This window comes from Bradyrhizobium sp. AZCC 1693 (genome assembly GCF_036924745.1).
GTDB lineage: Bacteria > Pseudomonadota > Alphaproteobacteria > Rhizobiales > Xanthobacteraceae > Bradyrhizobium.
The window spans coordinates 1,486,860-1,512,350 of the sequence record NZ_JAZHSD010000001.1 but is presented as its reverse complement, the minus strand read 5'-3'; the positions used below and the strand labels follow the sequence as shown (position 1 = coordinate 1,512,350).

Below are 25,491 nucleotides of genomic sequence, written 5' to 3'. Positions count from 1 at the left end.
ACGACCCACGGCACCAAAACAATAATAGACAGCAAACAGAGGAAACCTCGATGAAATCAATATGGCTTGTTGTTGCGTCGGCGATGCTGCTGGCGGCGGCTCCCTCGAAAGCGGAGGATGCGTATCCTTCCAGGCAGGTGTCGGTGATCGTTCCCTTCGCCGCCGGCGGCAGCGCGGATATCTTCGCGCGCATGGTCGCCAATCATCTTCAGGCGAAGCTGGGCAAGCCGTTCGTGGTCGAAAATGTCGGCGGGGCCGGCAGCATCGTCGGCGTGACGCGGCTGGCGCGGGCGGCGCCGGATGGGCTCACTCTCGGCCTCGCCAGCACATCGGCGCTTGCGATCAACCCGTCGCTGTATGGTCAAAAGCTCAGCTATCAGCCCGACAAGGATCTGCAGTCGATTGTCCAGATCAGCGTCGTGCCCAACGTTCTGGTCGTGAACCCCGACAAGATCGCGGCGCGGACCGTGCCGGACCTGATCGCCTACCTGAAGGCCAATCCGGACAAGGTCTCGTTCGGTTCCGCCGGAGTAGGCACCTCGCAGCATCTGGCGGCCGAACTGTTCCAGCAGATGACCGGCACCAAGATGGTGCATGTGCCTTACAAGGGTTCGAGCACGATGCTGACGGACCTGATCAGCGGCCAGATCGACCTTGCCTTCGACAACGTGCCACTGCTGTTGCCGCAAGCCAAGGACGGCAAGCTTGCGCTGATCGCCGCCGCAACGCCCAAGCGTGCGTCGTTCGATCCTCATCTCCCGACTGTCGCCGAGTATCTGCCGGGGTTCGAGGCTGTCGCCTGGCACGGCTTCTTCGTCCCGGCCGCGACGCCGAAGCCGATCGTCGAAAAGCTGTCGACGGAGATCAGGGCCTTCATGCAGCAGCCGGAGACGGTGCAGAAGATGGCCGAACTCGGGGCCGTCGCCGTGGCGCTGGAGCCCGAACCGTTTACTGCCTACATCGCGTCCGAGACGGCGCGGTGGAAAAAGGTCATCGAAGCCGCCAACATCAAGATGGACTAGCTAGGGATGCTTCGGAGGGGCGGATAAGGAAAATGCCGGCTTTCCGGAATATTGCGTGCAAACAGGACGATACCTCCGGAGATTAATTCAATACTTTTGAATTGGTCTGCGGAGGAAGATCGCGCGGTAACCTCCCGTTTACCATTCCGTCCATATCATCTGCGCCATGGATTCACCTCGCAGACGAAACCCGCACGCCGCCCTGCTGTCGCTCGAAGCGGCCGCAGCGTCAGCCCGCGGCGGTTTTGGCTGCATGTTCTCGACCTCGGAAGAATTCGAGAGGGCGCTCATCACGGAGCGTCGTGCGCAGGGGCGTTATGATCAGCGCAGAATGCGCTGGCCTGCCATCCTATTCATCGGCTGTGCGCTGATGATCGCCGGCACGGTGCTGCTGTTCGGCTAGTTTAGCGCCCCGGAACATCCCTGGCGACGGCCAGAGGATTCATCAGGCTCGCCAAATTCCTGTTCATGAGCACCGCGACTTTGCTTGCGTCGGGCTCGATCTGGCCGACGGGAGTAGGCGGCCGTCAGCATCAGCAACAGGATTCCAAAAGACTTCATCGACGCTCCGCCCTGGCTGCTAAATTGTAAAACATCTCCTGCCATAGTACCAATAGCGGATGCGTGCCGTTTCGATATTCTGCCTGCTGATTCTCGCAGCCCCGCTTTGCTTCGCCCAGACGCCGCGGGCTTCCGCCCCGGTCACGACGCTGATCGACCAGGCCATCCTGCTCGCGGCGCTCGATCATGACAATTCATCGTCGCTGTCGTTGGTGGACCTGTTCAGGAGGATTCACGCGGCCGAGAAACTGCCGCTGCCGCCGGTCGGGGCGGGCCGGACGCGCGCGAGCGATCTGACGGGCTTCAAGGAGACCTACGCCCAGTTCGCATCCCTGATGTCCGCCGACATCGGTCGCATCATCTCTGGTCTCGGCATCGACTGGGAAAAGGAAATCCTGAGGACCTACGATCCGAAGTCGGCCAGGACCAATGCGGGAAAGCCCCTGCGACTGAACGGCAACGTCGCCCGGGTGTTCAACGAAAAATGGCTCGGCTCACCCGACGGCCTGTTCCTGTTGTCGGGCGTGGTCAACCGCATGGACCGCCGCGACTTCGATCCCGCCCATTGCGGCGAGCTGCGCTTCATCTACCGGCTCGGTTACGACGTGACGATGAACGGCAAGACCTACGCGTCCCGCATGCCGTTCACCGTGAACATGGTCTTCAGCTACGGCGACGACGGGAAGAACTGCCAGGACGTCGCCTCGCTCTGGCGCATCGACGGCATCGACAAGGACGATGCGTCGGCCACTGCAACCCGCCTCTTGCAGGGCCCCCTGGATTTTTCGAAGCTGACGTTCAAACAGATGGAAATCAACGCGCAAGTCGTACGCTTTCCGTCCGATCTCGAAAACGTGGAGAACCGCAAGTTCGCAGGCCAGGCCATCTACTGGATGCGGATATTCGGACTCAGGGGCGGCAAATTCGAGCCGACGAAACTGGAAAACACCCCGGACGTGCAGGCGATCCTGAAAGATACTGCCAGACAGAAACAGCTCCTGGAATATCTATCGAGCCATATGGCCGAGATCGACAACGGCGTGTTCAAGCTGCCGGAGAGCCTTTTGGCCGACGTTGCGCTCTCCTTTTCCACCGCTGGGAGTTCGCGCGTGGCGAACCGGCCGTTCGATCTCCTGGTCAGGAAAGAGCAGGCGGACCACATCGTCACCACGGCCGCAATTCCGGCGGCGTCCTTCGTGCAATCCGGCGCCGGCCTGCTCGAACGTCTGAACACGTCGTCCTGCATGGGCTGCCATCAATCCTCGTCGACGGCCGGGTTTCATTTCCTCGGCGTGGACCGGTTTGATTTCGGCAGCAGCGCCGATGCCGTCAAGGCCGCGCTTGACGGCAACAAGCTGCAATTACCGTTCTCGCCGCACGTCCATGCGGAGCTTGCGCGCCGGCAGAACTATCTGGAGAGGGTTTCGCAGGGCCAGCCGCCGAACCGATTCCGCCCGCACCCCTCCGCGCCCGCCGCAGCCTGGCAGGGCGCGATCCCGGCCTACTCGACTGCCGGCGACAACATGCCATGTCCGCTGAGCGCTGACATCGCCGGTCCCGCCAAGTGGAGCTGCAACGCCTCGCGCAATCTCAGTTGCCAGGCGGTGGTGACGAACGCTTCGGCGTCCTTCCATCTCGGCCAATGCACGCCCGCCCCGCAGCACACCTACGCGGGCCTGACCTGCCGCGCGAACGTGATCGATGATTCGACCGCGAGTGGCGGAACGAGGGAATTGCTGAGCTTCAGCCTGCGCTCGTTCAACGACCGGGTGAGCCGGGACGAGTTGATCTACAAGATGCCGGAAGGGAAATTGAGCGGCTACGACTACAATTGCCGCCCGGCCAAGATCGGCGTGCCGCTCGGCCGCGTCACCCGTCCGTGCAAACCCGAGGAATCCAGGCTCGCGGCGATCCAGCCGGGAAGGATACCCGACGAAATCTGCGCGATCGTCGGCGGCAAGGGCTTTGAACAGATGGCCAAGGGCTATTTCGACAGCGCGGCGTTTGCCGTCGGCGTCGGCCGTGGCCTGCTGAACGTGTGTTCGCCCTCGCGGTTTTGCCGGGAAGATTACATCTGCCAGGAGATGCCGGATCTTTTGACGGCTGCGAAGTTCAACGTCAGCCCGCAGAGTCTGAACGTTCTGAAGAGCGGAAAGATCGGATTTTGCACGCCGACCTATTTTGTCTATCAGCTTCGCCTCGACGGCCATCCCAACCCGCGATGAGGCCGCCGGCGGCGCGGCCTAAGTGCGCGAAGCGGCGTCTCCAAGGACGACGGCCCGGCTGGTGGCCGCTGACGCGGCCGGACATCCGCTGGGTGCGATCTTCACTTCGCCAGCGGATCGGGCCGCACCTGAATATGCACCGCCCGCGGCTTTGAGCCTTTGCCGCCTTCCATCAACCAGGGTGTGCGGTCGCCGCTCGAACTCCACAGCCCACGGCCCTTCCAGCCCGCGCCCGGATCGTCAATGCGCCCATCGAGGCCCTTGGCAAAGAATCCGAGCGGATAAGGAATGCGCAGCATCACCATCTGCCCGTCCTTGAGGGCAACGAAGCCGTCGTTGAGGTTGGCGGTGGAGATCGGAATGTTTTCGCCGAGGCCGACCGTGTTGTGGTGATCGACCCAGGTGTAGTAGCTCGCCTCGGCGCTCGAGCTCTCGAAGCCTTCGAAGCCGGGGCCCGGATATTTGAAGTAGGAGAAGCCCTCCGGGCAATGGTTGCCGGTCGCGTTCGGCCCGCTCAGCGGCGCCTTGCATTTGCTGCGATCGAAGCGGATCAGGCTGCCGTTCGAGCCCGAGCCCCAAAGCACGCCGTTCTTGTCGATGTCACCGCCGCGAACGCCGATGCCTTCCTTCGGAATGGCATAAAACTCCGACAGTTTGGTCTTGGGATCGAAGCGCATCAAGCCGGGCTGGCCGACGAACACGTTGACGGTGTACCAGACCGAGCCGTCGGTCGGATGCGGCATCACGGCGTAGGGGCCCGAGCCCGCGATCCGCATGTCCTTGTCCGCCTGCGCTGGCGCGCCCGGCTCGGTGTATTCGTCGACCTTGCCGTTGCCGTTGGTATCGAGCACGAACGGCGCCCAGCCCTGCGCTTTGACGGCATCGCCTGTCTCGTCCCATAGCCTGGTGTTGATCCAGCCGGCCACCGGACCGGTCCCCGACAGCCAAAGCGTGTCGTCGGCGTCGTAGCCGAATTGCGGATGATGGGTGCCGAAGCAGGTATCGATGAAGCTGTATTTCTGGGTTTTTGGATCGAACACCGTCACTTGCCGGCCGGAGCGTTCGAGCGGGAAGGCCTTGGCCGACGGATGATCCGACCCTTTGCGGCAGTAGGCCGGATTTTCGATGCCGCGCACCGCCGCCGCCAGCCACAGACGACCCTTCTTGTCCAACATGCTGTTGTGATTGTTGGCCCGCTGGCTCCAGATCTTCTCCTCACCCCAATAGGCCGAGGGGCTGACCGGATTGAGGACGGCAGTGCCATGAAGCGGAGGGCCGAACGACTCCGGCGCACTGGGATCGGCGACCGGCATCCTGGAGAACGTCACCTTGTGCGTCTTCGGATCGAGGATCGGCATGTCGTCGGACGAGTATTCATTCGCGCCGTACAGCGGCCCGTAGGCGTTGACCGTCGGATTGCGCCGGTCCGATGAAATCAGGTCGTGGACGAAGTGCTTCTCCGTCGCCCATTCCCATGACGTGACGACGACGTTGCGCTCGATGCCTGCCGGCCGCGGCGGTTTGGATTTCGGCAGTTCGCCCTTGGCGACCCGGTCGGTCCAGTCGCCGAAATATTTGAACGGCACGCCGCCGAGCTGGCCCGCGAGCCGGTTCACCATCCATTCGCCGGTCTGGCCTGAGGAGACGCGGCGCATCCAGGCTTCCTCGCCCGATTTGAATTCGCCGAACGCGCCCGGGATCGTGCGCGTGGATTCCTGGCCAAGCTGATGGCAGCCGATGCAGTCGACATTGTTCATACGCTGGCGCCAGATATCCTGCGTGATCTCCTTCGGGATATCGGTAGTCCCGCCGAATTCCTTCGCCGGCGGGATCTTCATCAGCGTGTACCAGTAGATCGCCGAATAATAATGAGCCGCCGCCGCATCGTTCGGCGCCGGCACCGCCGCGAGATTGACCTGCTGGCCGGGCTTGGCGCGCAGCTTGGGCGAATCCACCAGCCCGTAGCCGCGCACCCAGATGGCGTAGTTCACATTCGGCGGCAGGTCCGGGATCACGTAACGGCCCTGATCGTCGGTGACGACGATCTTGGCGAATTTCGTCGGCAACTCGGTGGTCTCCGCGATCACCCAGACGCCGGCTTCCGGGCCGTTGGGTCCGGTTACCACGCCGCCGATGTCATCATTGTCGATTGCGACCGCCGCCGGCTGCTGGGCGCGCGATGGCGCCGCCAGCGTGAGCACGCCCGCCGCCGCGGCCAGGGTGAAGGAGAACAGGATCCGATTGAGGTTCATGGTTTCTCTCCCCGTGGCCGCGAGCTTGCCGCTCATTGTTTGGCGCGAGCCTACACCAAACCAGGGTTGAGGCGAGAGCATGTCGCGCGCGCGATTTCCTCATGCTTGATGTCGCCAACGGCCAGCGTGCGTCGCAGCAACGCACAAGCGTCGCATATGTCTTTTGCTTTACGGGCGACTGGGCTAGACACGCGAATTCTCATGAGAAGGCGTAACTCCGATGATCACCGAAATCGCACAGATCGACGTCAAGCCCGGCACCGAGAAGGATTTTGAGGCCGCCGTTGCCAAGGCGCGTCCGCTGTTCCTGCGCGCCAAGGGCGGCAAGGGTTTTGAGCTGCACAAATCGATCGAGAAGCCGCAGCGCTACCGGCTGATGGCGCAATGGGAGACGCTGGAAAACCACACCGTGGATTTTCGCGGCTCGGAAGATTTCACCGCCTGGCGCGCCCTCGTCGGGCAGTATTTTGCTTCGCCGCCCGAGGTCGAGCATACCGAGACGGTGCTGACGACAGCCGGCTGATATCGTTCAGGCCGTCGTGATGGCGGCAGGCGCCGCTTCCGCCTTGAAATGGTCGATCATCACCTTGGCGATCGCCATCAGGGGCAGCGCGAGCGCCAGCCCCCAGATGCCGAAGACGACGCCGAGCAGGATCTGGAACGCAAACAGCGTCGCCGGCGGAATATCCAGCGCCTGGCGCTGGATGATCGGGGTCAGTACGTAGCTTTCCAGCGCGTGCACGCCGAGAAACAGGATGAAGGCGGAGAGGGCTGCGACCCATCCCGAGGCGACGCTGGCCAGCACCACGATCAGGCCGCCGAGGATCGCGCCGACCGTCGGGATGAAGGCGAGCAGTCCTGCCTGGATGCCCAGGATGAACGAGCTCTGGATGCCAATGATTGAAAGCCCGATCCAGGTCACCAGAAACACCGCGACCATGGTGATGATCTGCGCGATCAGCCAGCGCTCCAGCGTCTCGCCGATCCGGTCGATGATCATGATCGCGCGCGTGCGATGTCTGGCCGGCGCCATGAACAATAGGCCATCGCGGTAAACGCCGGGCTGGGTCGCAAAGGCTATTCCCAGAAACAGCACGATGAAGAAGTTTCCGACCGCGCTGGCGGTGCCCAGGATCAGTTTCAGGCTCTGACTGAAGATGGCGCCGCCGCTGGCCGCGATGGTGCCGGCGCTCGGAAGCGCGTGGGGCGTCGGCGTTGCGGCTGCAGGTGCGGCATCATCCGACGGCGAGGAAAGGGTGCCGAAGTCGAAGAAGCTGGTGTCGATGCCGTTTCTTTCCAGAAAACCCTTGACGTTGACGAGCTGCGATTTGAGCGTGTTGCTCAATGCCGTGGTCTGCTGGGCGATCGTGGTGCCGCCGAGAAAGACAATGCCCGACAGCATGCCCGCGACCACCAGGCAGACCACCGTCAGCCGCAGCGCATGCGGCAGCCGCACGACGCGCCCGAGCAGGTTGCTCATGGCGTTGAGGGCGACGCCGAGCAGGACGCCGGAAAATATCAGAAACAGCGTCGCGGCGAACTGCCAGGTGAACGCGAGCAGGGCGGCGAACAGCACGACGCCGATGCCGCCGACCGATATCGCCCACGCCAGATCGTTGCGGGCCTGAAGGCGATTGTCAGCCGAACCTGTCACGTTGATTCCTTCTCGCGAAATTATTGCCCGGCCAGTCTTTCGCCAAAACGCCGCCGGGATCAAGCGGGCGAGCGCGCGCCGGTTTGACGCTGCCGCGTCCGGTATGCCAAGCGGTGCATAGATCTGATAGGGCGGACCGGCGAGGGTGAGATGAATTTCAAATGGTTCGGCCCGCTTGCGCTGCTGGCGGCGCTGGTGATCGGCGACCAGATCAGAATCAACCGGCCGGCCCACAAATATCGCCTGACGCTCGAGGTCGAGACGCCGGAGGGGCGCAAATCGGCCTCGGGTGTGATGGCCGTCCATCCGGATCGCAGCTACACCCGCCGCGGCCAGACCCGCACGTTGGGTGACGCCGTTTTCGTCGATCTCGGGCAGGGCAAGAACCTCGTCGCGCTGCTCGCGCATGTCGACAACAACAAGCTCGTCCTTGACGACATGAACTACGTGGCTTTGCGCGCCTATGCGGCGGCGGCCGGCAAGCGCGTGCCGTTCAGCGAGATGAGCCGGATGACCGGTGTCGTGCCGCTGAAGGACGAACTGATCCCGGTGCTGATAGCCTTTGCGGATCCGGCCACGCCCGGCCGCGCGAAGCTGGTGCCGCCCGGCGACGCCGAGGCGGTGCTCGGCAAGGGTTATCGCCTCCAAGGCATCTCGGCCGAAGTGGTGCCGAACGGATACTGGCCGCTCGATTTCGGCGGTGCGCTGGGCGAGCCGGTGACGCGCGGAATCCAGGCGAAATTGCCATGGCTGAGTGGCGCCGGCGATTTGGCGGCCACGGCGCTCCGCGCCGCGGGTTTGCCCGGAATCGACGGGATCGACGCCCGGGAGGCTTTCACGCGGAAATAGCAGGGCAGCTCCGCTGCCGCTCTGCGGATATTGATCCGCGGCGCCCACGCAGGCATTATCTTCCGCAATCATGGCCCAACCCAGAAGATCCTTGCACAGGACGATGACAGCGGAATTCTTGCGATGAGACGGCCCGTGGTCGGTGTGATCGGGAACGCCTATCGCGTTGAAAATCGTTTCCAGACCCAGATGGTCGGAGAGCGCAATTTGCGTGCGGTCACCGACGTGGCGGGGGCGCTGCCGCTGATGTTTGCAGGCTCGCCCGAAATTACCGACATCGGCGCGCTGCTCGACGTCGTCGACGGGGTGATCCTGACCGGCGCCCGCGCCAATGTTCATCCCACCCGTTTCAAGACCGAGCCGCATGAGAGGCACGAGCCCTACGACATCCACCGCGACGACATCGCGCTGGCGCTGACGGAGGCCTGCGTCGCCCGCGGCGTGCCGATCTTCGGCATCTGCCGCGGCCTGCAGGAGATGAACGTCGCCTTCGGCGGCTCGCTGCACCCGGAAATCCGCGAGATCCCCGGCCGGATGAACCACCGCATGCCGCGGCTGGAGAACGGCGAAATCCATCCCGATCCGACAGTCGTGTTTGCCGACCGCCACGACGTGCACCTCACGCCGGGCGGCGCGTTTGCCAGCCTGCTCGGCTGCGAAACCATCCGGGTGAATTCGCTGCACGGGCAGGGCATCCTCGAACCCGGCGCGCGAGTCGTGATCGAAGGCATCGCCGAAGACGGCACTATCGAGGCGATCCGGATCGCGGACGCCGCGAGTTTTGCACTCGGTGTCCAGTGGCACGCCGAGTACGACCCGCAGCGCAACCCGATCAACCGAAAGCTGTTCGAAGCGTTCGGCGAAGCGCTCAAGACGCACAAGCGGGCGGCGTAGGCTGGCGCCCAAGAAGATCCTGCTCGGTGAACGCGCCGTCATGGCCGACAGCAACGACTACAATCTGGTGCTGCTGAAGGATCAGGGCAAACCGGTCGAGGTGATCTATCCGGCCGAAGGCTCGCCGCTGATCATCGTTCCCTCGGGTATTTTCCGCGACGCGCCCAATCCGAATGCGGCAAGGCTTTTCCAGAGCTTCTTCTTCAGCGCCGAGGTCCAGCAGATGCTGGTCGATGTCTTCGCGCACCGCTCGTTCCACCGGCAGGTCAAGGAGAAGGGTCCGCTTTCCAGCCTGAAGCTGCTCAAGGCCGATCCTGCCCAGGTGCAGGCTGAGAGCGAGGCGATCAAGGCACGCTACGCTAAAATCTTCGGGGTGTGATGCCGGTATCCTCGAGGGCTGGAATTCGCCCGAAAGTGATTGCAACTGAAAGGAATCGTTGGTCAAATACACAACCGGCGACTTTCTGGACGAATCATAAGGGCGACCCGTACCAAGCATTCTCCGTACTTTTACGGGGCTCGAAAGTGTGGGCTCTCAAATCTGAAGTTGGGTAAGCAACGAGAAGACGCTGCAGCATTGCGCTGCAACCGATATGGCCTGAAAAAGCCGGTGCTTGTTCATCACTTCGAGACCGGGGGAGGCTATGGAGATATCAAGCCGCCTCGCGCTCGCGATGGTTTTGCTCGTCGTCGTGACGTCGTGCATGGTTGGCGCATTCGCCTATTATTTCGTTGCCGAAGCACCTCCGCGCGCGGCGTTGATGTCGATCATCAGCGCAGCGCTGGCCGGTGGTGGAATTGCGGCGGCGCTCGCGAGCGCGCTTGCCGTCGGCATCACCAATGTTCTGCTCAAGCCACCGGCCTCGGCACCCGAGGCCGCGATGGCTTGCGAGGGAACGGAGCAGGCGCGGGCCTATCAGGCGCTCGCCGATCGCGAGAGAATGGCGCAGGCCATCATCGAAAGCGCGCTCGATGCCTTCGTCCAGACCGACGAACACTGCGTCATCCTCAACTGGAGCCCGCACGCCGAAGCTCTGATGGGATGGACGCGCGCGGAGGCGGTCGGCAGGAGCGTGGAAGAGCTGGTCTTTCCGGAAGCGCGACGCCCTGTGCACCGGCAATGGGTCGACCGCTTCCTGAGCGAGGCAACGGGCGATGCCACGGGCGGGCGTTACGAAACGCCGCTGCTGCACAAGGACGGACGCGAATTCTTCGCCGAAGTGTCGCTGACAGCGTTGCGCCGCAATGACGGCTACATCATCAACGCCTTCGTCAGGGACATCACCGCCAAGCGCGCCGCGGAAGAGCAATTGTTCCAGGCGCAGAAGATGGAAACGGTCGGGCAATTGACCGGCGGCATCGCCCACGACTTCAACAACATGCTCACCGTGATCACGGGCACGATCGAGATTCTGGCCGACGGCGTCAAGCATGATCCGGCGCTGGCGTCGATCGCCAAGTTGATCAATGACGCCGCCGACCGGGCATCCCAGCTCACGGCGAACCTGCTGGCCTTTGCCAGGAAGCAGCCGCTGCGGCCGCTCGAGACCGACGTCAATGCCCTGATCGAGGAGGTGGTCAAGCTGCTGGCGCCGACGCTCGGAAGGCAGATCGAGATCGAGACCGCGTTGAGCGACCAGGCCTGGCCGGCCCTGGTCGATCGCAGCCAGCTCACCTCGGCGCTGGTCAATCTCGCCATCAACGCCCGCGACGCCATGGCCGAGGGCGGAAGGCTGCTGTTCAGGACGGGCAATTTCTCGCGCGATGCATGCGATGCCGAGGTGGACGATCTCGGCGCGGGCGACTACGTCGCCATCGAGGTCATCGATAGCGGCGCCGGCATTCCTTCTGCCATCCGCGACAGGATTTTCGAGCCGTTCTTTTCGACCAAGCAGTTCGGCACCGGCACCGGACTTGGCCTCAGCATGGTGTTCGGATTTGCCAAGCAATCCGGCGGCAGCGTCGTGGTCGACGGTGAGGAGGGCGAGGGCGCCTGCTTCCGCATCTATCTGCCGAAGGCCGACATCGAGCCTGTGGACTTATTTCCGGCGGGCGACGCCTCGCCGCCTGATGATGACGAACCGCGCGGCGGATCGGAAACCATCCTGTGCGTCGAGGATGACGATGTGGTGCGGGCGCACGTTACCGGCCGGCTCGAAAGTCTCGGCTACAAGGTCATTACCGCTTCCAACGCGGCTGAGGCGCTCGAATTGGTGAATTCCGGCGTGGCGTTCGATCTCCTGTTCACCGACATCGTCATGCCCGGCGCCATGAACGGCCGGCAGCTCGCGCAAACGGTCGCCGAACTGCGCCGGCCGCTCCGGGTGCTCTACACCTCGGGCCACACGTTCGGTGCATTCGATTCAAGCGGGCGCCTCGGCGAGGGCGTACTGCTTCTCACCAAGCCATACCGCAAGGCCGAACTCGCGCGCATGGTGCGCCTCTGCCTCGACCGCGCGATCGACCGCATGGGCGATCCGATCCCGCTGCCGTATTCCGTGCAGGAGGATCTGGAGCGCTTCCTGCGGGAAAATCCGCCGAAGCCGGGCTAGGCCATCTCGGCTGGCCTCGGCGTCATTGCGAGCGCAGCGAAGCAATCCATCTTTCCGCGTACGAGGTGACAATGGATTGCTTCGCTGCGCTCGCAATGACGTGGAGATAGCGACGCAACACACCGCCGTCATCCCCGCGAAGGCGGGGGATCCAGTACGCCGCGGCCTCTCGGTCAAACACTGCTGCCTCTGGGATACTGGGTCACCCGCTTTCGCGGGTGACGACGACTGAACATGACTTCACGATCTCGCGACATGAATTGCCCGAGGTTTGCTGGAACTTCCCGCCCTCTAGTTCAGAGGGCGTCGCCGCGCGACGAGCGCAATTGCGCTCGCGTAGTGATGAGAGGCTCCGCGATATGCGGCATTCTTTCGACGTGGCCCCGGGTGTCGCTGCGCTCACCCGGGCTTGTATGGGGTTGTAGTTGTCAAGGGGAATGATTGATCAGGGCATGTGTTGCTCCTGGTCGTTGTCGTGGAGCGCGCTGCGCTCGCAGTGGCGGTTTCGTTCCGATGATTGATCGCTGCGCCAGGCGCGGCCGCGGTCAAGGTTGGCCACAGGCCACCGCCGGAGGCGGCGCGTAGCGACCTTGACGGCGGCACGGCTGGCGCGAGGCTTTCGGATCGGAACGTTTTGGTGCGCGTCGTGAGCGGGGCGACGCGATATCCTGGACTGGGCCGTGTCGTTGTTATGCGGCAGACACCGCATCAACTTGTATCCGGTCGGGTGTGGTGACCCGGACCCCAATCTTTCATGCACGGGTGAAGGTAAGGCCCAGAAGAGACGGGACCCATCTACGAAAGCGGAATCCGAAGACCCAAGCCCGGGTTCGGTCACGCGTCTGTCCTGGGTCACGTCGGCCGTCATTGGCGCACCGGCGTCCGTTAAAGGCTTGGGCGCATCACCGCGCCGGTCGGCACGAGGCCGGTTTCCAGATAGCGCCACAGCGCCACCATCAGCTTGCGCGCCAGCGCCACGATGGCGATCTTGCGGATGCGGCCCTTGAGGTTGCCAACCCGCTCGCGGAACCAGCGGCTCAGCTCGCTATCGGGCTGATGCGTCAGCCACAGCCAGGCGAGCTCGATGGCGGTCGTTCGCGCGCGATGGTTGCCGGCCTTGCTGATGCCCTGTTGTCGCCGGCGGGCGCCGCTGTCGTAGGGTGTGTCGGTCAGTCCGACGCAACTGCCGACCTGACGCCGGTTCTTGAAGTCACGGTAGAAGACCTCGTTGGCCAGAAGCTGGGCGATGTGCGGGCCAATCGCCTTGAGTTGGGCAAGCTGAACCGCCTTTGCCTCGACCGAGTCCTTGGCCGGTGCCCGATGCGCGGCTGCATTCGCTGCCTCGAGCGCCTTGATCTGCTTGTGCACCAAGACCAGCCGCTCATGCTCGCGATGGATCTCGTCCTTCAGCCGGGGCGGCAGAACGCGCCCATCGCCGGTACGCATCGCATCCAGACCCGACAAAAAACCCGGCTTCAAGGGCATGGCATCGCGGATGCCCTGGCCATGCAGCAGCCCCTTGATCCGGTTGCTGTGCCCGGTGCGCTCCTTCAGCAGCCGCTCGCGCTCGCGCGTGCGCCGTTTGCGATCCTCGTCCTCAGGCGTGGGAACCCGAACCATGCTGCAAACCCGCGGTTCGCCGCGCTGGTGAGCCAGAAACGAGCGCATCAACTGCGCCAGGTCGATCCGATCGGTCTTGGCACGCCGTGCCCGCCGGTTCACCTCGATGCTCGACGCATCGATCTCGTAATTGAGGACCCCGTTGTCGGCCAGCCAGCGGTGCAGCCAATGACCGTCGAGACCCGCTTCATAGCAGGACAGAATACGAACCGGCTTCCCCGCCTGCTCCGCCTTCGCCCGAGCCTTGACCAGCAAACCCGACAGCGCCGCCAGGTCGCCTCCATCAATCCGGTAACGGCTCATCTTCTCGCCGCCAGGCATCATGATGCCTAGCTGCCATTTCGCCTTGCTCAGTTCGAAAGCAATGTAAACCGTGCCATACTCGCAGCCGGCGGGTGTGTCAGTGTGATCTGTGCGCATCGTGGATCCTCTGGGTGAGTGGGTGGTTGCAAACTCAGCTTACCCCTGACCTGACCACCTGCCACCCCATAGGATCTACGCTTGCTGCATCGGAGGTCGTGGCGAAGCGCGATTGCGGTGACGCTGCATTAACGCAAACCCAAGCTTTGCAGGAGCGATGGTGTCTGGGCATTTTGCACTGGCTGCTCCTGTGCTCGGGCGTCCGGTACGGCCGGGACCTCGACCCGTGCATTTTGCTCTTCCCGGACCCTTGCTCGATGATTTCGCTGGGTTCGGATCTCTGCTCGCGAATTGTGGACGGACCGGGCCCGTCGATGTTTTTTCGTTGGCTGGGCCTGAACTGGGGCATCTTGCGCAACCTGCGCTGGGGCAGCTTGCGCGGGCTGTACGGGCTCGGCCTGTGCCCGTGAATCTTGCTTGGCCGCCCAGGCTTCGAATTCCTTCAACAAGGCTTCGGCTGGCGGCTGGCCGATCTCGGTTTGATTCTGATCGGCAGGTTCAGAAGCTGCAGCAATGTCGTCGCGCGCCGGCGCGTCGCTTGTCGTCGTCGGCAAATCCTGAGTGCCGGCGATCGATTGAATTGCCGGCGGCGACGGATCGGCGTCAGGCTGAAGCGCCGGTTTTTCGACCCACGTAGCAGTGACGTTCTCAACGAGCGCGACTGGATCTCCCACCGATAGGATCGCGATAGCGATCGCCGTCGCCGTTACAGCCCAAATACTCGCCTTGAGGATTCGCGACGAGATAACCGCTATGTTCCAAGTCTTCCCGATATCCAGCGGCTCGGTTTTTTCCGCATACTCGGAGAGAAAGATAGGAGAACGATCCGGCTGGAAACCATCTTTTGTCGCCATTTGGTTGATGCCGCCTCTTATTGTTCGCGTCCATCATTACCGCGCCAGCGAGGTCTAAAAGCGACAATCGCCGCCACGATTTAGGAGAAGTTTTGATTTCACTGGGATTCGGGAACCACAAGATCGCGGGAACCCGGATTGCTTTGAGCGTGGGCGGAAGTGGCCGCCACAAAAAAAGCGCCCTATCGGGAGCGCCTTTTGCATTTGTCGCGCAGTGACGCCGGCGGGGAACCCCGCCGGAAGCATCACTGCGAATAATACATCTCGAACCCGACCGGGTGCGGGGTCATTTCGAAGCGCTCGACTTCGGTCATCTTCAGCTCGATGAAGTCGTCGTCGAACACGCCGCCGTTCTTGAGGAAGGCGCGGTCCTTGTCGAGGTTACCACAAGTTCACCAGCGATGATGTCGTCACCGGACCATGCGGCGTGCGGGTGCAGCGGCCGGCCGCAGCTCCATTGTGGATACGCCTGCGGCAATATTCACGCCCGTCTGCGCCTGCACGGATACCGGCTGCATGATGACCCGGCGGTCCGGGCCTCCAACCAGGACATTGGCACTCGCTCCGGCGCCGACTGTGCCGCCGGCGGTCGCACCCGTAAAGGTTCCCGCCAATGCCGCCCGGGGCAGCGTGGTCGGCGCAAAAACCGCCCAGGCCAGTTGGCCGCCGGTCGTGGCACCTATATCGAGGCCAAGCGTGCTGACGGTGCCCTCATAGGCCTCGCGGGCCCTGCCTCTCGCGGACGCATAGATGCAGCTCAGTTGCCGCTGCCCCCCGACGACGAGGCCGACACCGGGCGATATGTTGCAGGAGAGCGTGCCGACCCTCGTCCGGTCCTGAGCCGTGGCCGGAGCCATGGCGATAGCGAGCGCCAGAGCGGCGCATGCGGTTGCGAGACTATTCAACGTTGTTCTATTCAGCGTTGCTTTGTTCATGGGCGTCCCTCCATCGACGCATTCTGATGGACCCCCTCAACGCGCAGCGGCGTTGCGATGTTCCTGTTCCAAGTCTCGTTTCCCGGGCCATAATGGCCTTACAGGCGGCAAATCGTGGATGTGCTGGTCGGCGGCGGGCCGTGGAAACATGGTCCATCGATCGCTGGCGGGCCACATGAGCGGAATTTGCGGCACGAACCAGGCGGCCGAAACGCCTGACTTTCCTTCGCAAAAACAAAAGGCGCCCCGCAAGGAGCGCCTTTCGCATCGTTGGACGGTGATACCGGCGGCGGGAACGCCGCGCGAGATCACTGCGAATAGTACATGTCGAACTCGACCGGGTGCGGGGTCATCTCGAAGCGCTCGACCTCGGTCATCTTCAGCTCGATGAAGCTGTCGATGAAGTCGTCGTCGAACACGCCGCCATTCTTGAGGAAGGCGCGGTCCTTGTCGAGATTTTCCAAAGCCTCGCGCAAGCTGCCGCACACGGTGGGGATCTGCTTCAGCTCTTCCTTCGGCAGGTCGTAGAGGTCCTTGTCCATCGCGGGGCCCGGATCGATCTTGTTCTTGACGCCGTCGAGGCCGGCCATCAGCATCGCGGCGAAGCCGAGATAGGGATTGGCCATCGGGTCGGGGAAGCGGACTTCGACGCGCTTGGCCTTCGGGTTTGCCGTATAGGGAATGCGGCAGGAGGCCGAGCGGTTGCGCGCGGAGTAGGCGAGCAGCACCGGGGCTTCATAGCCCGGGACCAGACGCTTGTAGGAGTTGGTCGACGGGTTGGTGAAGGCGTTGATCGCCTTGGCGTGCTTGATGATGCCGCCGATGTAGTGGAGGCAGGTCTCCGAGAGGTCGGCATATTTGTTGCCGGCGAACACCGGCTTGCCGTCCTTCCAGATCGACTGGTGGCAGTGCATGCCCGAGCCGTTGTCGCCGTAGACCGGCTTCGGCATGAACGTGGCAGTCTTGCCGTAGATGTGGGCGACCTGGTGGATGCAGTATTTGTAGATCTGCATCTGGTCGGCCATCAGCGTCATGGTGTCGAACTTCATGCCGAGCTCGTGCTGGGCGGAAGCGACCTCGTGGTGATGCTTTTCGACCTTGACGCCCATCTTGGCCATGGCGCCGAGCATTTCCGAGCGCATGTCCTGCACGGAGTCCTGCGGCGGCACGGGGAAGTAGCCGGCCTTGGTGCGGATGCGGTGACCGAGATTGCCGCCCTCATATTCGGTGTCCGAATTGATCGGCAGTTCGGAGGAGTCGAGCTTGAAGCCGGTGTTGTAGGGCGTGGTCTGGTAGCGCACGTCATCGAATACGAAGAACTCGGCCTCGGGGCCGAAGAACACGGTGTCGCCGACACCCGACGATTTCACCATCGCCTCGGCCTTCTTGGCGATGCCGCGGGGGTCGCGGTTGTAGGGCTCGCCGGTGGTCGGCTCAAGCACGTCGCAGACGATGACCATGGTGGTCTCGGCGAAGAACGGGTCGATCGTCGCGGTCACCGGGTCGGGCATCAGGCACATGTCGGATTCATTGATCGCCTTCCAGCCGGCGATCGAGGAGCCGTCGAACATCTGGCCTTCGGCGAAGGTATCCTCTTCGATCATGCTGACGTCGAAGGTGACGTGCTGCCACTTGCCGCGCGGATCGGTGAAGCGCAGGTCGACGTATTTGACGTCGTTGTCCTTGATCGATTTCAGGACGTCTTTGGCGGTCTTCATGAATACCCCTTTTGGCTGCGGGACGGTTTCCAGGAATTTGAGCGACAACGAGACTTCGCAAACGATCTGTGGAGGTATCGCGAACGAAATCAGGCCGCAGAGGCAGCCCTTTTCTTGTTTTTCAGTCGCAAAATTCGGGATAGCACCCGGCTTAGATAGCGTCCAGCCCGGATTCTCCGGTTCTGATCCGGATCGCTTCCTCGATGTTGGAGACGAAGATTTTGCCATCGCCGATGCGCCCGGTCTGGGCGGCGCGGCGGATCGCGTCGATCGCCTTCTCGACCAGGTCGTCGCCGATCACGATCTCGATTTTCACCTTGGGCAGGAAGTCGACGATGTATTCCGCACCGCGATAGAGTTCGGCGTGTCCCTTCTGCCGGCCGAAACCCTTGGCTTCGGTCACCGTGATACCCTGCAGTCCGACTTCCTGAAGCGCCTCTTTCACCTCGTCGAGCTTGAATGGCTTGATGATGGCTTCAATCTTCTTCACTGAGCGCCTCCCGGGCATTTCCAAATTCAGAGTGTAGATGGTTCGATGTCGCAGCCTGGTGATTTTCCCCTGGCGCCGTCTGGTTTGATCCTTGCATCCGGCAAAGCCGGGTTGCTCATAATTGACGCGGACTGCGACGATCATAAGCTCGGTTTTCTAACCGGCTTCCTCAAAAGCAGGGTCTATGCCAAGTTGTTAATGAGGCTGATTTCGGAACGTTATCAGACTTTTAACAGGCAAGTGAAAGAGGTTGAGCCGGACGCTGCACGATAGCGAAGCCTGCAAAATAGGCAAACCGATCAATTCGTGTGCAGGCGGGGCGACGCGGGCCGCGATATGACGGCGATATGCCTCCAGAAAAGGCTGACGGATCGGGGATTCGGCATGGAAGTTTTGACCACCACTGAGATGGAGCGTGCCGACCGGCTGACGATCACCGCCGGCACGCCCGGCTTCGCGCTGATGCTGAGCGCGGGGCAAGCCGTGGCCGAGGCCGCGATGGATCTGGTCGAGGAGGGGCCGATCGTGGTCGTCGCCGGCGGCGGCAACAATGGCGGCGACGGTTTTGTCGCGGCGGCCGAACTGGCGGCGCGTGGCCGTGACGTCTCGGTCATCCTGCTATGCGAGCGCGACAGCCTGCAGGGCGATGCCGCGCTCGCCGCGCGTGGCTGGAAATATCCGGTGCTGCCGTTCAACCCGCAAGCGATCGGCAAGCCGGCCTTGATCATCGATGCGCTGTTCGGCGCAGGCCTCAATCGGCCCGTCAAGGGCGACCCGCTCGAGATGATCGAGGCGGTCAACGCCAACGGCGCGCCGGTGCTCGCCGTCGACCTGCCGAGCGGGATCAACGGCACCTCGGGCGCGGTGATGGGCGCTGCGATCAACGCCGTGGAGACCGTGACGTTCTTCCGCCGCAAGCCGGCGCATCTGTTGATGCCGGGTCGCAAGCATTGCGGCCGTGTCCGCGTCGCCGATATCGGCATCGATGCGCAGGTGCTCGAGGAGATCGCGCCGCACACATTCGAGAATGTGCCGCCGACCTGGCAAAAATCCTTTCCCGTGCCTGACATCGACGGCCACAAATATGCCCGCGGCCACGCGATCGTGCTGTCAGGGGAACTGGCATCGACCGGCGCGGCGCGGCTGGCGGCGCGCGGCGCGTTGCGGGCGGGAGCAGGGCTCGTGACCGTGGCCTCGCCGCGCGAGGCACTCGCAGTGAATGCCGCGGCGCTGACGGCGGTCATGGTGCGCGCGATCGACAATGTGATCCAGTTTGCCGAACTGCTCGACGACAAGCGGCTCAATTCAATTGTGCTCGGGCCGGGTGCCGGCGTCAGCGCCCGCACGCGCGATTTCGTCCACACGGCGCTCGCAGCGAAACGCGGCCTCGTGCTCGACGCCGACGCGCTGACGAGTTTTGCCGAGGCGCCCGAGCGGTTGTTTGAATCGATCAAGGCTGCCAAGGACGCCCACGTCGTCCTGACCCCGCATGAGGGCGAGTTTCCGCGCCTGTTCAGTGATATCAGCAACAAGCATCCCGGCCGCTCCAAACTGGAGCGGGTGCGCGACGCCGCCGGACGTTCCGGCGCGGTGGTGCTGCTGAAGGGACCGGATACGGTGGTGGCTTCGCCGGATGGACGCGCCACCATAGCCTCCAACGCGCCGCCCTGGCTCGCCACCGCCGGCGCCGGCGACGTGCTGGCCGGTATGATCGCGGGGATGCTGGCGCAAGGCGTGCCGACGTTCGAGGCCGCCAGTATCGGGGTGTGGATGCACGGCGAGGCCGCGCGCGAGGCGGGGCCGGGCCTGATCGCGGAAGATTTGTCGGAAGTGCTGCCGGCGGTGTTCCGACGACTCTATGATGAATTTGGGATTGAGTATTAAATCCGTACGGCTACGTCACCAGATATTTCGCCACCGCCGTCTCATCCCACTTCAGCCCGAGCCCAGGCCCTCTTGCTGTCACCGTGCCATCGACGATCTCGGCGGGGTGGGCGAGGATCACGCTGGCGAAATCGAGGAATTCGAGCCAGTGCGCGGTCGGCGTCACTGCCAGCATATGGGCGCTGGCCTCCGCAAACAGATGGCTCGACATCGGAATGTTGGCGGCCTCCGCTTGCGCTGCGACCTGCAGCCAGCCGGTGACGCCGCCGCACTTCATCAGGTCGGGCATGATGAAGTCGCTGGCGCCGGCTTCGATCGCCTCCGCAAAGCCGCGCGGGAACCACCAGTTTTCGCCGGCCTGAATCGGCGTCGGCGAGGTCTCGCGCACTTTGGCGTGGCCTGACAGGTTTTCCTGCGGCACGGGCTCCTCGATCCAGTGCAGATCGTAGGGTTCGAGGCGGGCGATCCGGCGCGTGGCTTCAGCGGGATTGAGCGACTGGTTGAAGTCGATCATCAGCGCGACATCGGGACCGATGAGGGCGCGCACGCTCCTGACCATCCGTTCGTCGTTGGCGGCATCGCCGTCGCCGACCTTGATCTTGATGCCGCGAAAACCCTGCTCCAGCGAACGGCGCAGCGCCTTCTCGTCGGCCACAGGATCGACCACGCCATAGCTGTCATAGGCCCTGATCGGCTTCGGCGCGCCGCCGAGCAATTCGGCCACCGGCCGACCGGCGATCCGGCCGAGCGTGTCCCAATAGGCCATGTCGAGGCCGGACACCGCCATGCCGACAAGGCCCTGCCAGCCGAGCAGGCGGAATTTTGCGTCCATCGCCGCCATCAGGTCGTAGGGCGCGAGCGGCTTGCCGATCAGCTCTCGCCCAATTTCTTCAATTAGATGGACCAGCGGCTTCAGCGTCAGCTTGCTGTAGGCAAAAATGTAGGCGCGGCCGGCAACGCCCTGATCGGTCTCGACATCGATCAGGACCAGCGGGCCGACATCGATCACGCCAAAGGCGTTCTTGACGGGGCGCGCGAGCGGCACGACGAGGCCTCGCGCCTTGACGCTGCGGATGGCGGGAACCGGTTTGCTCATGGCGTGCTCCTCACTCGACAGCGTACCACCGCACCAGCCGCGGCGCTGCCCAGTCGGTGGCGACGGATTCGATCAAATAGCGCCCGGCATATTCGGCCAAGAAGGCGATGCGCTGGGTCTGGCCAGGCTCGATCGCCAGCGTATCCAGCCAGAACGGCTTCCAGCCGTCGTCGAGCCGGTCCAGCAGCCGGAAATGGTGGCCGTGCAGATGGAAGACGGTGGCGATGGCGGCGCGGTTGGTGAGCGCCAGCACGACGGTGCGGCCGGTTTTGACGCGGAAGGCGGGCGCGGCGGTGGCGACGAATTTGGCCGACGTCACCCAGTCCCCCGATGGTCCGCCAAGCGGCAGTTCGACCCGGGTGGCGTTCTTGAGGTCGAGCCGTTCGGGGAGGCCGTTGGAGGGCAATGGCGGGGCCGAGGGCAGGAGCGCGGGACGTATCGGTGCTTCAGTGGAGACGGTGAGTTTGCCGATCGGGCGAGCTTCCTTGCCGTCATGGAGGAGGATCGGGGACACGCTGCCCGCTGGGTTCGTCACATCGATAAACGCATCGACCCGGCCGCCCGGCGCCAGCACCAGCGCGCCGTTGCGGGCCTGGAACGGCTCGGATGGCTGGCCGTCGATGGCCACAACCCGAACATCAAGTCCTTCCAATTTGATCGCAAGAACAGAGCGTTGGCAGCCGTTGATGATCCGGAGCCTGACCCGTTCATTGGTTCTCGCTGAGAAATCGAGCGAAGTCTGGCCGTTAATCGTATGGACTGGCACGGTGTCCCCGGGATCGGTCCCCGGTGCCATCGCGGTTCCATTCGGTCTCACCCGCCAGTCCTCGATCAGGAGAACCTCGTCGCGGTCGACAGCGACAGGCTCGGTTTCCCGGACGATCAATGGCCGTGGTCGTGATGGTTGAGCCTGACCATCGCCAAGCAGCCCGGATTCGCAGAGGAAGGTCCCGGCGTGGTGCAGCGGCAGTTGCGCGGCGTCCTTGCCGCCGGCCGCGAGCGGAGGCCGGCCCGTCAGCGGTTCGGTTGCCGGGGCGCCATCGATCCCTCGCCAGTTGAGGACGGCGGGCACCGGCAGCCCATTGCCAAAGTCGACCGCGACGGTATCGCCGCGCTTGAAGGTGAGTTCAGGCCCTTGCAGCGACCAGATTGGCGTGGCCGCACTTCCCTGGTGGAGTGCGAGGCTGTCGGGCTTGGCCTGCAATGCCAGCGAGGGCCGGCCTTGAGGATTACCTTGGGGACTACCTTGGGCCCGGCCTGCCACAGGCCATATCGGGGCCAGCGCAGCCGCCCCCAAACCGGCCATCAGTTCGCGTCGATTCAGCGGGAATTCGGGGCTTGCCATCGGACCGACCCGGACCATTTTTTGTTGTATCTGTCCTAGCTGTGACGCCTTGCCTCGGCGCTGTCAAAAACGGCCATTTTTTTGCTGCGGAGGTGTAGGCTCATGTTATAAGCCCGCCGCCCGCGGCATCGCGGCCGGGTATGGATGCTTTTCACGCGGGCGTGGCGGAACTGGTAGACGCGCTGGATTTAGGTTCCAGTGACGAAAGTTGTGGGGGTTCGAGTCCCTCCGCCCGCACCAAGCGCTCTATCCAAGCGTTTGCATGACGAATACTGGAGGGCCGGTCTCCCCGTCGGGGGAGTCAAGGTCCGCCGAACCACCGGCGCAGGCTGCAAGGCTACGCCTCGAACATTTGACACTGCCGGGCCGCTCTGGCCCGGCGCAAGCGGAAGAAGATTGACACCATGCAGGTCACCGAAACCCTCGCCGAGGGATTGAAGCACGAGTTCAAGATCAGCGTTCCCGCATCGGATCTCGATGCCAAGGCGGACGCCAAGCTGGTCGACCTCAAGGACAAGGTGAAGCTCAACGGCTTCCGTCCCGGCAAGGTGCCGGTGAGCCATCTGAAGAAGGTGTACGGCCGCTCTGTCATGGCGGAGACCATCGATCAGACCATCCGCGACACCAACACGCAGATCTTCACCGATCGCGGTTTTCGTCTCGCGACCGAGCCCAAGATCACCATGCCGACCGAGCAAAAAGAGGTCGAGGAGCTGCTCGCCGGCAAGACCGACCTGACCTACACGGTCGCGATCGAGGTGGTGCCCACCATCCAGCTCGTCGATTTCAAGACCTTCTCGGTGGAGAAGCCGGTGGTCGAGGTGACCGATGCCGAGGTCGATGAGGCCATCAAGCGCATCGCCGACCAGAACCGTCCCTATGCCGCGAAGGCCGAGGGCGCCAAGGCCGAGACCGGCGATCGCGTCACCATCAGCTTCAAGGGTAGCATCAACGGCGAACTGTTCGACGGCGGCACCGGCGAAGGCATCCCTGTCGTGATCGGCGCCGGCCAGTTCATTCCGGGTTTTGAGGAACAACTCGTCGGTATCGGTGCGGGCGAGACCAAGACGCTGAAAGTGTCGTTCCCGAAGAACTACGCCAGCGAGAAGCTCGCCGGCCAGCCGGCCGAGTTCGAAACCACGGCAACCCTGATCGAAGCGCCCGGTGAAACCAAGATCGACGACGAGTTTGCAAAAACGCTCGGCCTTGAGTCGCTCGACAAGCTGAAGGAAGCCGCGCGTGAGCGGCTGGTCGCCGAGTTCGCAGGGGCCACGCGCCAGCGCGTCAAGCGGGCGCTGCTCGACCGTCTCGACGACAGCCACAAATTCGAGGCGCCGCCGTCGCTGATCGAGGAAGAGTTCAACCTGATGTGGAACTCGATCAAGGCCGAGATGGAATCCTCAGGGAAAACCTTTGCCGACGAGGACACCACCGAAGAGGCGGCGAAGGAAGAGTACCAGAAGATCGCCGACCGCCGCGTCCGGCTCGGCCTCGTGCTGTCGGAGATCGGCGAAAGGAACAAGATCACCGTGACCGATGACGAAGTCGGCCGCGCGGTGATCGAGCGTGCGCGATCGATGCCGGGTCGCGAGAAGGAAGTCTGGGACTACTATCGCAACAATGCCAATGCGCTGGCCCAGCTTCGTGCGCCGATTTATGAAGACAAGGTGGTCGATTTCATCCTCGAACTCGCCAACGTGACCGAGAAGAAGGTCTCGCGCGAGGACCTGTTCAAGGAAGACGACGAAAAGAGCGCAGCCTGACCGGCTTGGTCAGGCTGACGTTAATGATGAACGGCGAAAGCGGCTGGGCTGCGGCATCGGTCGCTATGAGATCGCCTGCGAATCAGCTTGAACTCGTCGAGTTCGGCTCGCAATGGTCCGGTCTTGTCGCCGGGAAATTGGCTCATATCTGTGAGTGGCTCGCTTACCCGCGAGTTCTGAGTTGAAGTCCTGCATCACGGGACGTTCGTCCGCGCGCGGCAATCATGCCGACTGGCCTGCCTTGCCGATGGATGTTCGCCTCCGCTGCTCTCTACCTAACCCTCTACTAACCCTTGGGTGACTAATGCGCGATCCCGTTGAAACCTACATGAACCTCGTGCCCATGGTGGTCGAGCAGACCAACCGCGGCGAACGCGCCTACGACATTTTCTCGCGCCTTCTGAAAGAGCGCATCATCTTCGTGACCGGTCCGGTCGAAGACGGCATGTCGACGCTGGTTGTCGCGCAGCTTCTGTTCCTGGAAGCCGACAATCCGAAGAAGGAAATCTCGATGTACATCAACTCGCCCGGCGGCGTGGTGACATCGGGGCTTGCGATCTACGACACCATGCAGTTCATTCGCCCTGCAGTTTCGACGCTGTGCACAGGGCAGGCGGCCTCGATGGGTTCGCTCCTGCTTGCCGCCGGCGAAAAGGACATGCGCTTCTCGCTGCCGAATTCGCGCATCATGGTGCATCAGCCGTCCGGCGGCTTCCAGGGCCAGGCCACCGACATCATGCTGCACGCGCAGGAGATCCTGAATCTCAAGAAGCGCCTCAACGAAATCTACGTGAAGCACACCGGCCAGACCTACAAGGCAATCGAGGACGCGCTTGAGCGCGACAAATTCCTGACCGCCGATATGGCTCGCGACTTCGGCATCGTCGACAAGGTGATCGACAAGCGTCCCGAAGAGGCGGCGGTGACGGTAAGGACCCCGTAAGGACACGGGATAGCGTCTTTCGCGTTGACCTTAACGGCTGGTTGAGTTGAATCGGCAAAATGTGGCCGCCGGCGGCCTGTCCATGCCCCCGCATGGACAGAAAGTTCCGCTTTCGTGCCGGTTTTGCTGCGTGGCAGTTGCGCAACGCTCGGTCGATTTCGTCAACTTCTCCCCGTGCGAACGCCACAAATCACGGTATTGTCACGGGTAGCCATTCCGGCCCCGATTAGCGAATTCTTGATAGTCGGGTGTCAGCATGGTTGGCTGTGTGGGATAGGTTAAGATCGCGGGGGATTCTAGAAACCGTGATTCGCACGGTGCGTAATTGAGTTAGGGTCTTTTCTGGTACGGAATTTGCTCTATCTACCTTGAGGTCCGGTGTGAGTGCCGGAATGGGTCGATCGGGTAATGGAT

Annotated in this window: 20 protein-coding genes and 1 tRNA gene; 12 read left to right on the top strand and 9 right to left on the bottom strand. The window is 63.0% G+C overall.

The features are described 5' to 3' along the window. The first annotated feature begins 50 nt into the window (after positions 1-50). The 3 genes from V1293_RS07445 to V1293_RS07435 all read left to right on the top strand — a co-directional run bounded on the left by V1293_RS07445 (position 51) and on the right by V1293_RS07435 (position 3,808). The gene (locus V1293_RS07445; RefSeq protein WP_334508080.1) at positions 51-1,022 is read left to right on the top strand and encodes a Bug family tripartite tricarboxylate transporter substrate binding protein; all 972 of its coding nucleotides are present in this window, start codon (positions 51-53) and stop codon (positions 1,020-1,022) included. A 166-nt stretch (positions 1,023-1,188) separates the two neighbouring features. Further along, on the top strand, positions 1,189-1,425 hold the full coding sequence (locus V1293_RS07440) for a hypothetical protein (protein ID WP_334508079.1): 237 nt from the start codon (positions 1,189-1,191) through the stop codon (positions 1,423-1,425). A gap of 217 nt (positions 1,426-1,642) precedes the next feature. Continuing rightward, the gene (locus V1293_RS07435; protein WP_334508077.1) at positions 1,643-3,808 is read left to right on the top strand and encodes a hypothetical protein; all 2,166 of its coding nucleotides are present in this window, start codon (positions 1,643-1,645) and stop codon (positions 3,806-3,808) included. 101 nt (positions 3,809-3,909) lie between these two features. On the opposite strand, the gene V1293_RS07430 is transcribed toward V1293_RS07435, so the two are convergent. Next, entirely contained in the window at positions 3,910-6,060 is a 2,151-nt protein-coding gene (locus tag V1293_RS07430) for a carboxypeptidase regulatory-like domain-containing protein (protein ID WP_334508075.1), read from the bottom strand. 220 nt (positions 6,061-6,280) lie between these two features. On the opposite strand from V1293_RS07430, the gene V1293_RS07425 reads away from it, so the two are divergent. Beyond that, positions 6,281-6,583 carry an antibiotic biosynthesis monooxygenase family protein gene (locus tag V1293_RS07425; protein WP_334508073.1) on the top strand — a complete coding sequence of 101 codons (303 nt, stop codon included), beginning with the start codon at positions 6,281-6,283 and terminating at the stop codon, positions 6,581-6,583. 6 nt (positions 6,584-6,589) lie between these two features. Here the strand turns inward: V1293_RS07425 and V1293_RS07420 are convergent, their stop codons facing one another. Further along, complete coding sequence (locus V1293_RS07420) at positions 6,590-7,714, bottom strand: AI-2E family transporter (RefSeq protein WP_334508071.1); 1,125 nt, start codon at positions 7,712-7,714, stop codon at positions 6,590-6,592. A 150-nt stretch (positions 7,715-7,864) separates the two neighbouring features. Here V1293_RS07420 and V1293_RS07415 point away from each other — a divergent pair, with 150 nt between their 5' ends. From V1293_RS07415 to V1293_RS07400, 4 genes are all read left to right on the top strand, one after another. Beyond that, entirely contained in the window at positions 7,865-8,563 is a 699-nt protein-coding gene (locus tag V1293_RS07415) for a hypothetical protein (protein WP_334508069.1), read from the top strand. A gap of 123 nt (positions 8,564-8,686) precedes the next feature. After that, positions 8,687-9,457, top strand: coding sequence for a gamma-glutamyl-gamma-aminobutyrate hydrolase family protein (locus V1293_RS07410; protein WP_334508067.1), 771 nt, complete (start codon positions 8,687-8,689; stop codon positions 9,455-9,457). A gap of 40 nt (positions 9,458-9,497) precedes the next feature. Continuing rightward, positions 9,498-9,836 carry an ABC transporter substrate-binding protein gene (locus V1293_RS07405; protein ID WP_334508066.1) on the top strand — a complete coding sequence of 113 codons (339 nt, stop codon included), beginning with the start codon at positions 9,498-9,500 and terminating at the stop codon, positions 9,834-9,836. 265 nt (positions 9,837-10,101) lie between these two features. Continuing rightward, complete coding sequence (locus V1293_RS07400; RefSeq protein WP_334508065.1) at positions 10,102-12,009, top strand: PAS domain-containing sensor histidine kinase; 1,908 nt, start codon at positions 10,102-10,104, stop codon at positions 12,007-12,009. A gap of 885 nt (positions 12,010-12,894) precedes the next feature. Here the strand turns inward: V1293_RS07400 and V1293_RS07395 are convergent. The 5 genes from V1293_RS07395 to V1293_RS07375 form a co-directional block, all read right to left on the bottom strand. Continuing rightward, a complete protein-coding gene (locus tag V1293_RS07395) occupies positions 12,895-14,049 on the bottom strand; it encodes an IS110 family transposase (RefSeq protein WP_334508062.1) in 1,155 nt (384 codons plus the stop codon). A gap of 128 nt (positions 14,050-14,177) precedes the next feature. Next, on the bottom strand, positions 14,178-14,903 hold the full coding sequence (locus V1293_RS07390) for a hypothetical protein (RefSeq protein WP_334508060.1): 726 nt from the start codon (positions 14,901-14,903) through the stop codon (positions 14,178-14,180). 410 nt (positions 14,904-15,313) lie between these two features. After that, complete coding sequence (locus tag V1293_RS07385; RefSeq protein WP_334508058.1) at positions 15,314-15,838, bottom strand: DUF992 domain-containing protein; 525 nt, start codon at positions 15,836-15,838, stop codon at positions 15,314-15,316. Positions 15,839-16,146: 308 nt separating this feature from the next. Continuing rightward, a complete protein-coding gene (gene glnA, locus V1293_RS07380) occupies positions 16,147-17,556 on the bottom strand; it encodes a type I glutamate--ammonia ligase (protein ID WP_334508055.1) in 1,410 nt (469 codons plus the stop codon). 151 nt (positions 17,557-17,707) lie between these two features. Then, on the bottom strand, positions 17,708-18,046 hold the full coding sequence (locus V1293_RS07375) for a P-II family nitrogen regulator (protein WP_011441447.1): 339 nt from the start codon (positions 18,044-18,046) through the stop codon (positions 17,708-17,710). Between the two features lie 384 nt (positions 18,047-18,430). Between V1293_RS07375 and V1293_RS07370 the strand changes: the two genes are divergently transcribed. Continuing rightward, a complete protein-coding gene (locus V1293_RS07370) occupies positions 18,431-19,930 on the top strand; it encodes an NAD(P)H-hydrate dehydratase (RefSeq protein ID WP_334508053.1) in 1,500 nt (499 codons plus the stop codon). Positions 19,931-19,940: 10 nt separating this feature from the next. Here V1293_RS07370 and V1293_RS07365 read toward each other — a convergent pair whose 3' ends face one another. Both V1293_RS07365 and V1293_RS07360 read right to left on the bottom strand, forming a co-directional pair. Beyond that, positions 19,941-21,026, bottom strand: coding sequence for an enolase C-terminal domain-like protein (locus tag V1293_RS07365; RefSeq protein ID WP_334508051.1), 1,086 nt, complete (start codon positions 21,024-21,026; stop codon positions 19,941-19,943). 10 nt (positions 21,027-21,036) lie between these two features. Further along, a complete protein-coding gene (locus tag V1293_RS07360; protein ID WP_334508049.1) occupies positions 21,037-22,230 on the bottom strand; it encodes a multicopper oxidase family protein in 1,194 nt (397 codons plus the stop codon). A 296-nt stretch (positions 22,231-22,526) separates the two neighbouring features. Here V1293_RS07360 and V1293_RS07355 point away from each other — a divergent pair. The 3 genes from V1293_RS07355 (at position 22,527) to V1293_RS07345 (ending at position 25,077) form a co-directional block, all read left to right on the top strand. Then, positions 22,527-22,611 (top strand) — tRNA-Leu (locus V1293_RS07355). Positions 22,612-22,775: 164 nt separating this feature from the next. Then, positions 22,776-24,134, top strand: a complete 1,359-nt coding sequence (gene tig / locus V1293_RS07350; RefSeq protein WP_334508047.1) for a trigger factor — start codon at positions 22,776-22,778, stop codon at positions 24,132-24,134. Positions 24,135-24,438: 304 nt separating this feature from the next. Beyond that, a complete protein-coding gene (locus V1293_RS07345) occupies positions 24,439-25,077 on the top strand; it encodes an ATP-dependent Clp protease proteolytic subunit (RefSeq protein WP_334508045.1) in 639 nt (212 codons plus the stop codon). The last annotated feature ends 414 nt before the right edge of the window (positions 25,078-25,491 follow it).

Coding starts and splice junctions, on each gene's coding strand:
- V1293_RS07445 (WP_334508080.1), top strand. CDS start 51: ATGAAATCAATATGGCTTGTTGTTGCGTCGGCGATGCTGCTGGCGGCG.
- V1293_RS07440 (WP_334508079.1), top strand. CDS start 1,189: ATGGATTCACCTCGCAGACGAAACCCGCACGCCGCCCTGCTGTCGCTC.
- V1293_RS07435 (WP_334508077.1), top strand. CDS start 1,643: ATGCGTGCCGTTTCGATATTCTGCCTGCTGATTCTCGCAGCCCCGCTT.
- V1293_RS07430 (WP_334508075.1), bottom strand. CDS start 6,060: ATGAACCTCAATCGGATCCTGTTCTCCTTCACCCTGGCCGCGGCGGCG.
- V1293_RS07425 (WP_334508073.1), top strand. CDS start 6,281: ATGATCACCGAAATCGCACAGATCGACGTCAAGCCCGGCACCGAGAAG.
- V1293_RS07415 (WP_334508069.1), top strand. CDS start 7,865: ATGAATTTCAAATGGTTCGGCCCGCTTGCGCTGCTGGCGGCGCTGGTG.
- V1293_RS07410 (WP_334508067.1), top strand. CDS start 8,687: ATGAGACGGCCCGTGGTCGGTGTGATCGGGAACGCCTATCGCGTTGAA.
- V1293_RS07405 (WP_334508066.1), top strand. CDS start 9,498: ATGGCCGACAGCAACGACTACAATCTGGTGCTGCTGAAGGATCAGGGC.
- V1293_RS07400 (WP_334508065.1), top strand. CDS start 10,102: ATGGAGATATCAAGCCGCCTCGCGCTCGCGATGGTTTTGCTCGTCGTC.
- V1293_RS07395 (WP_334508062.1), bottom strand. CDS start 14,049: ATGCGCACAGATCACACTGACACACCCGCCGGCTGCGAGTATGGCACG.
- V1293_RS07390 (WP_334508060.1), bottom strand. CDS start 14,903: ATGGCGACAAAAGATGGTTTCCAGCCGGATCGTTCTCCTATCTTTCTC.
- V1293_RS07385 (WP_334508058.1), bottom strand. CDS start 15,838: ATGAACAAAGCAACGCTGAATAGAACAACGTTGAATAGTCTCGCAACC.
- glnA (WP_334508055.1), bottom strand. CDS start 17,556: ATGAAGACCGCCAAAGACGTCCTGAAATCGATCAAGGACAACGACGTC.
- V1293_RS07370 (WP_334508053.1), top strand. CDS start 18,431: ATGGAAGTTTTGACCACCACTGAGATGGAGCGTGCCGACCGGCTGACG.
- V1293_RS07365 (WP_334508051.1), bottom strand. CDS start 21,026: ATGAGCAAACCGGTTCCCGCCATCCGCAGCGTCAAGGCGCGAGGCCTC.
- tig (WP_334508047.1), top strand. CDS start 22,776: ATGCAGGTCACCGAAACCCTCGCCGAGGGATTGAAGCACGAGTTCAAG.
- V1293_RS07345 (WP_334508045.1), top strand. CDS start 24,439: ATGCGCGATCCCGTTGAAACCTACATGAACCTCGTGCCCATGGTGGTC.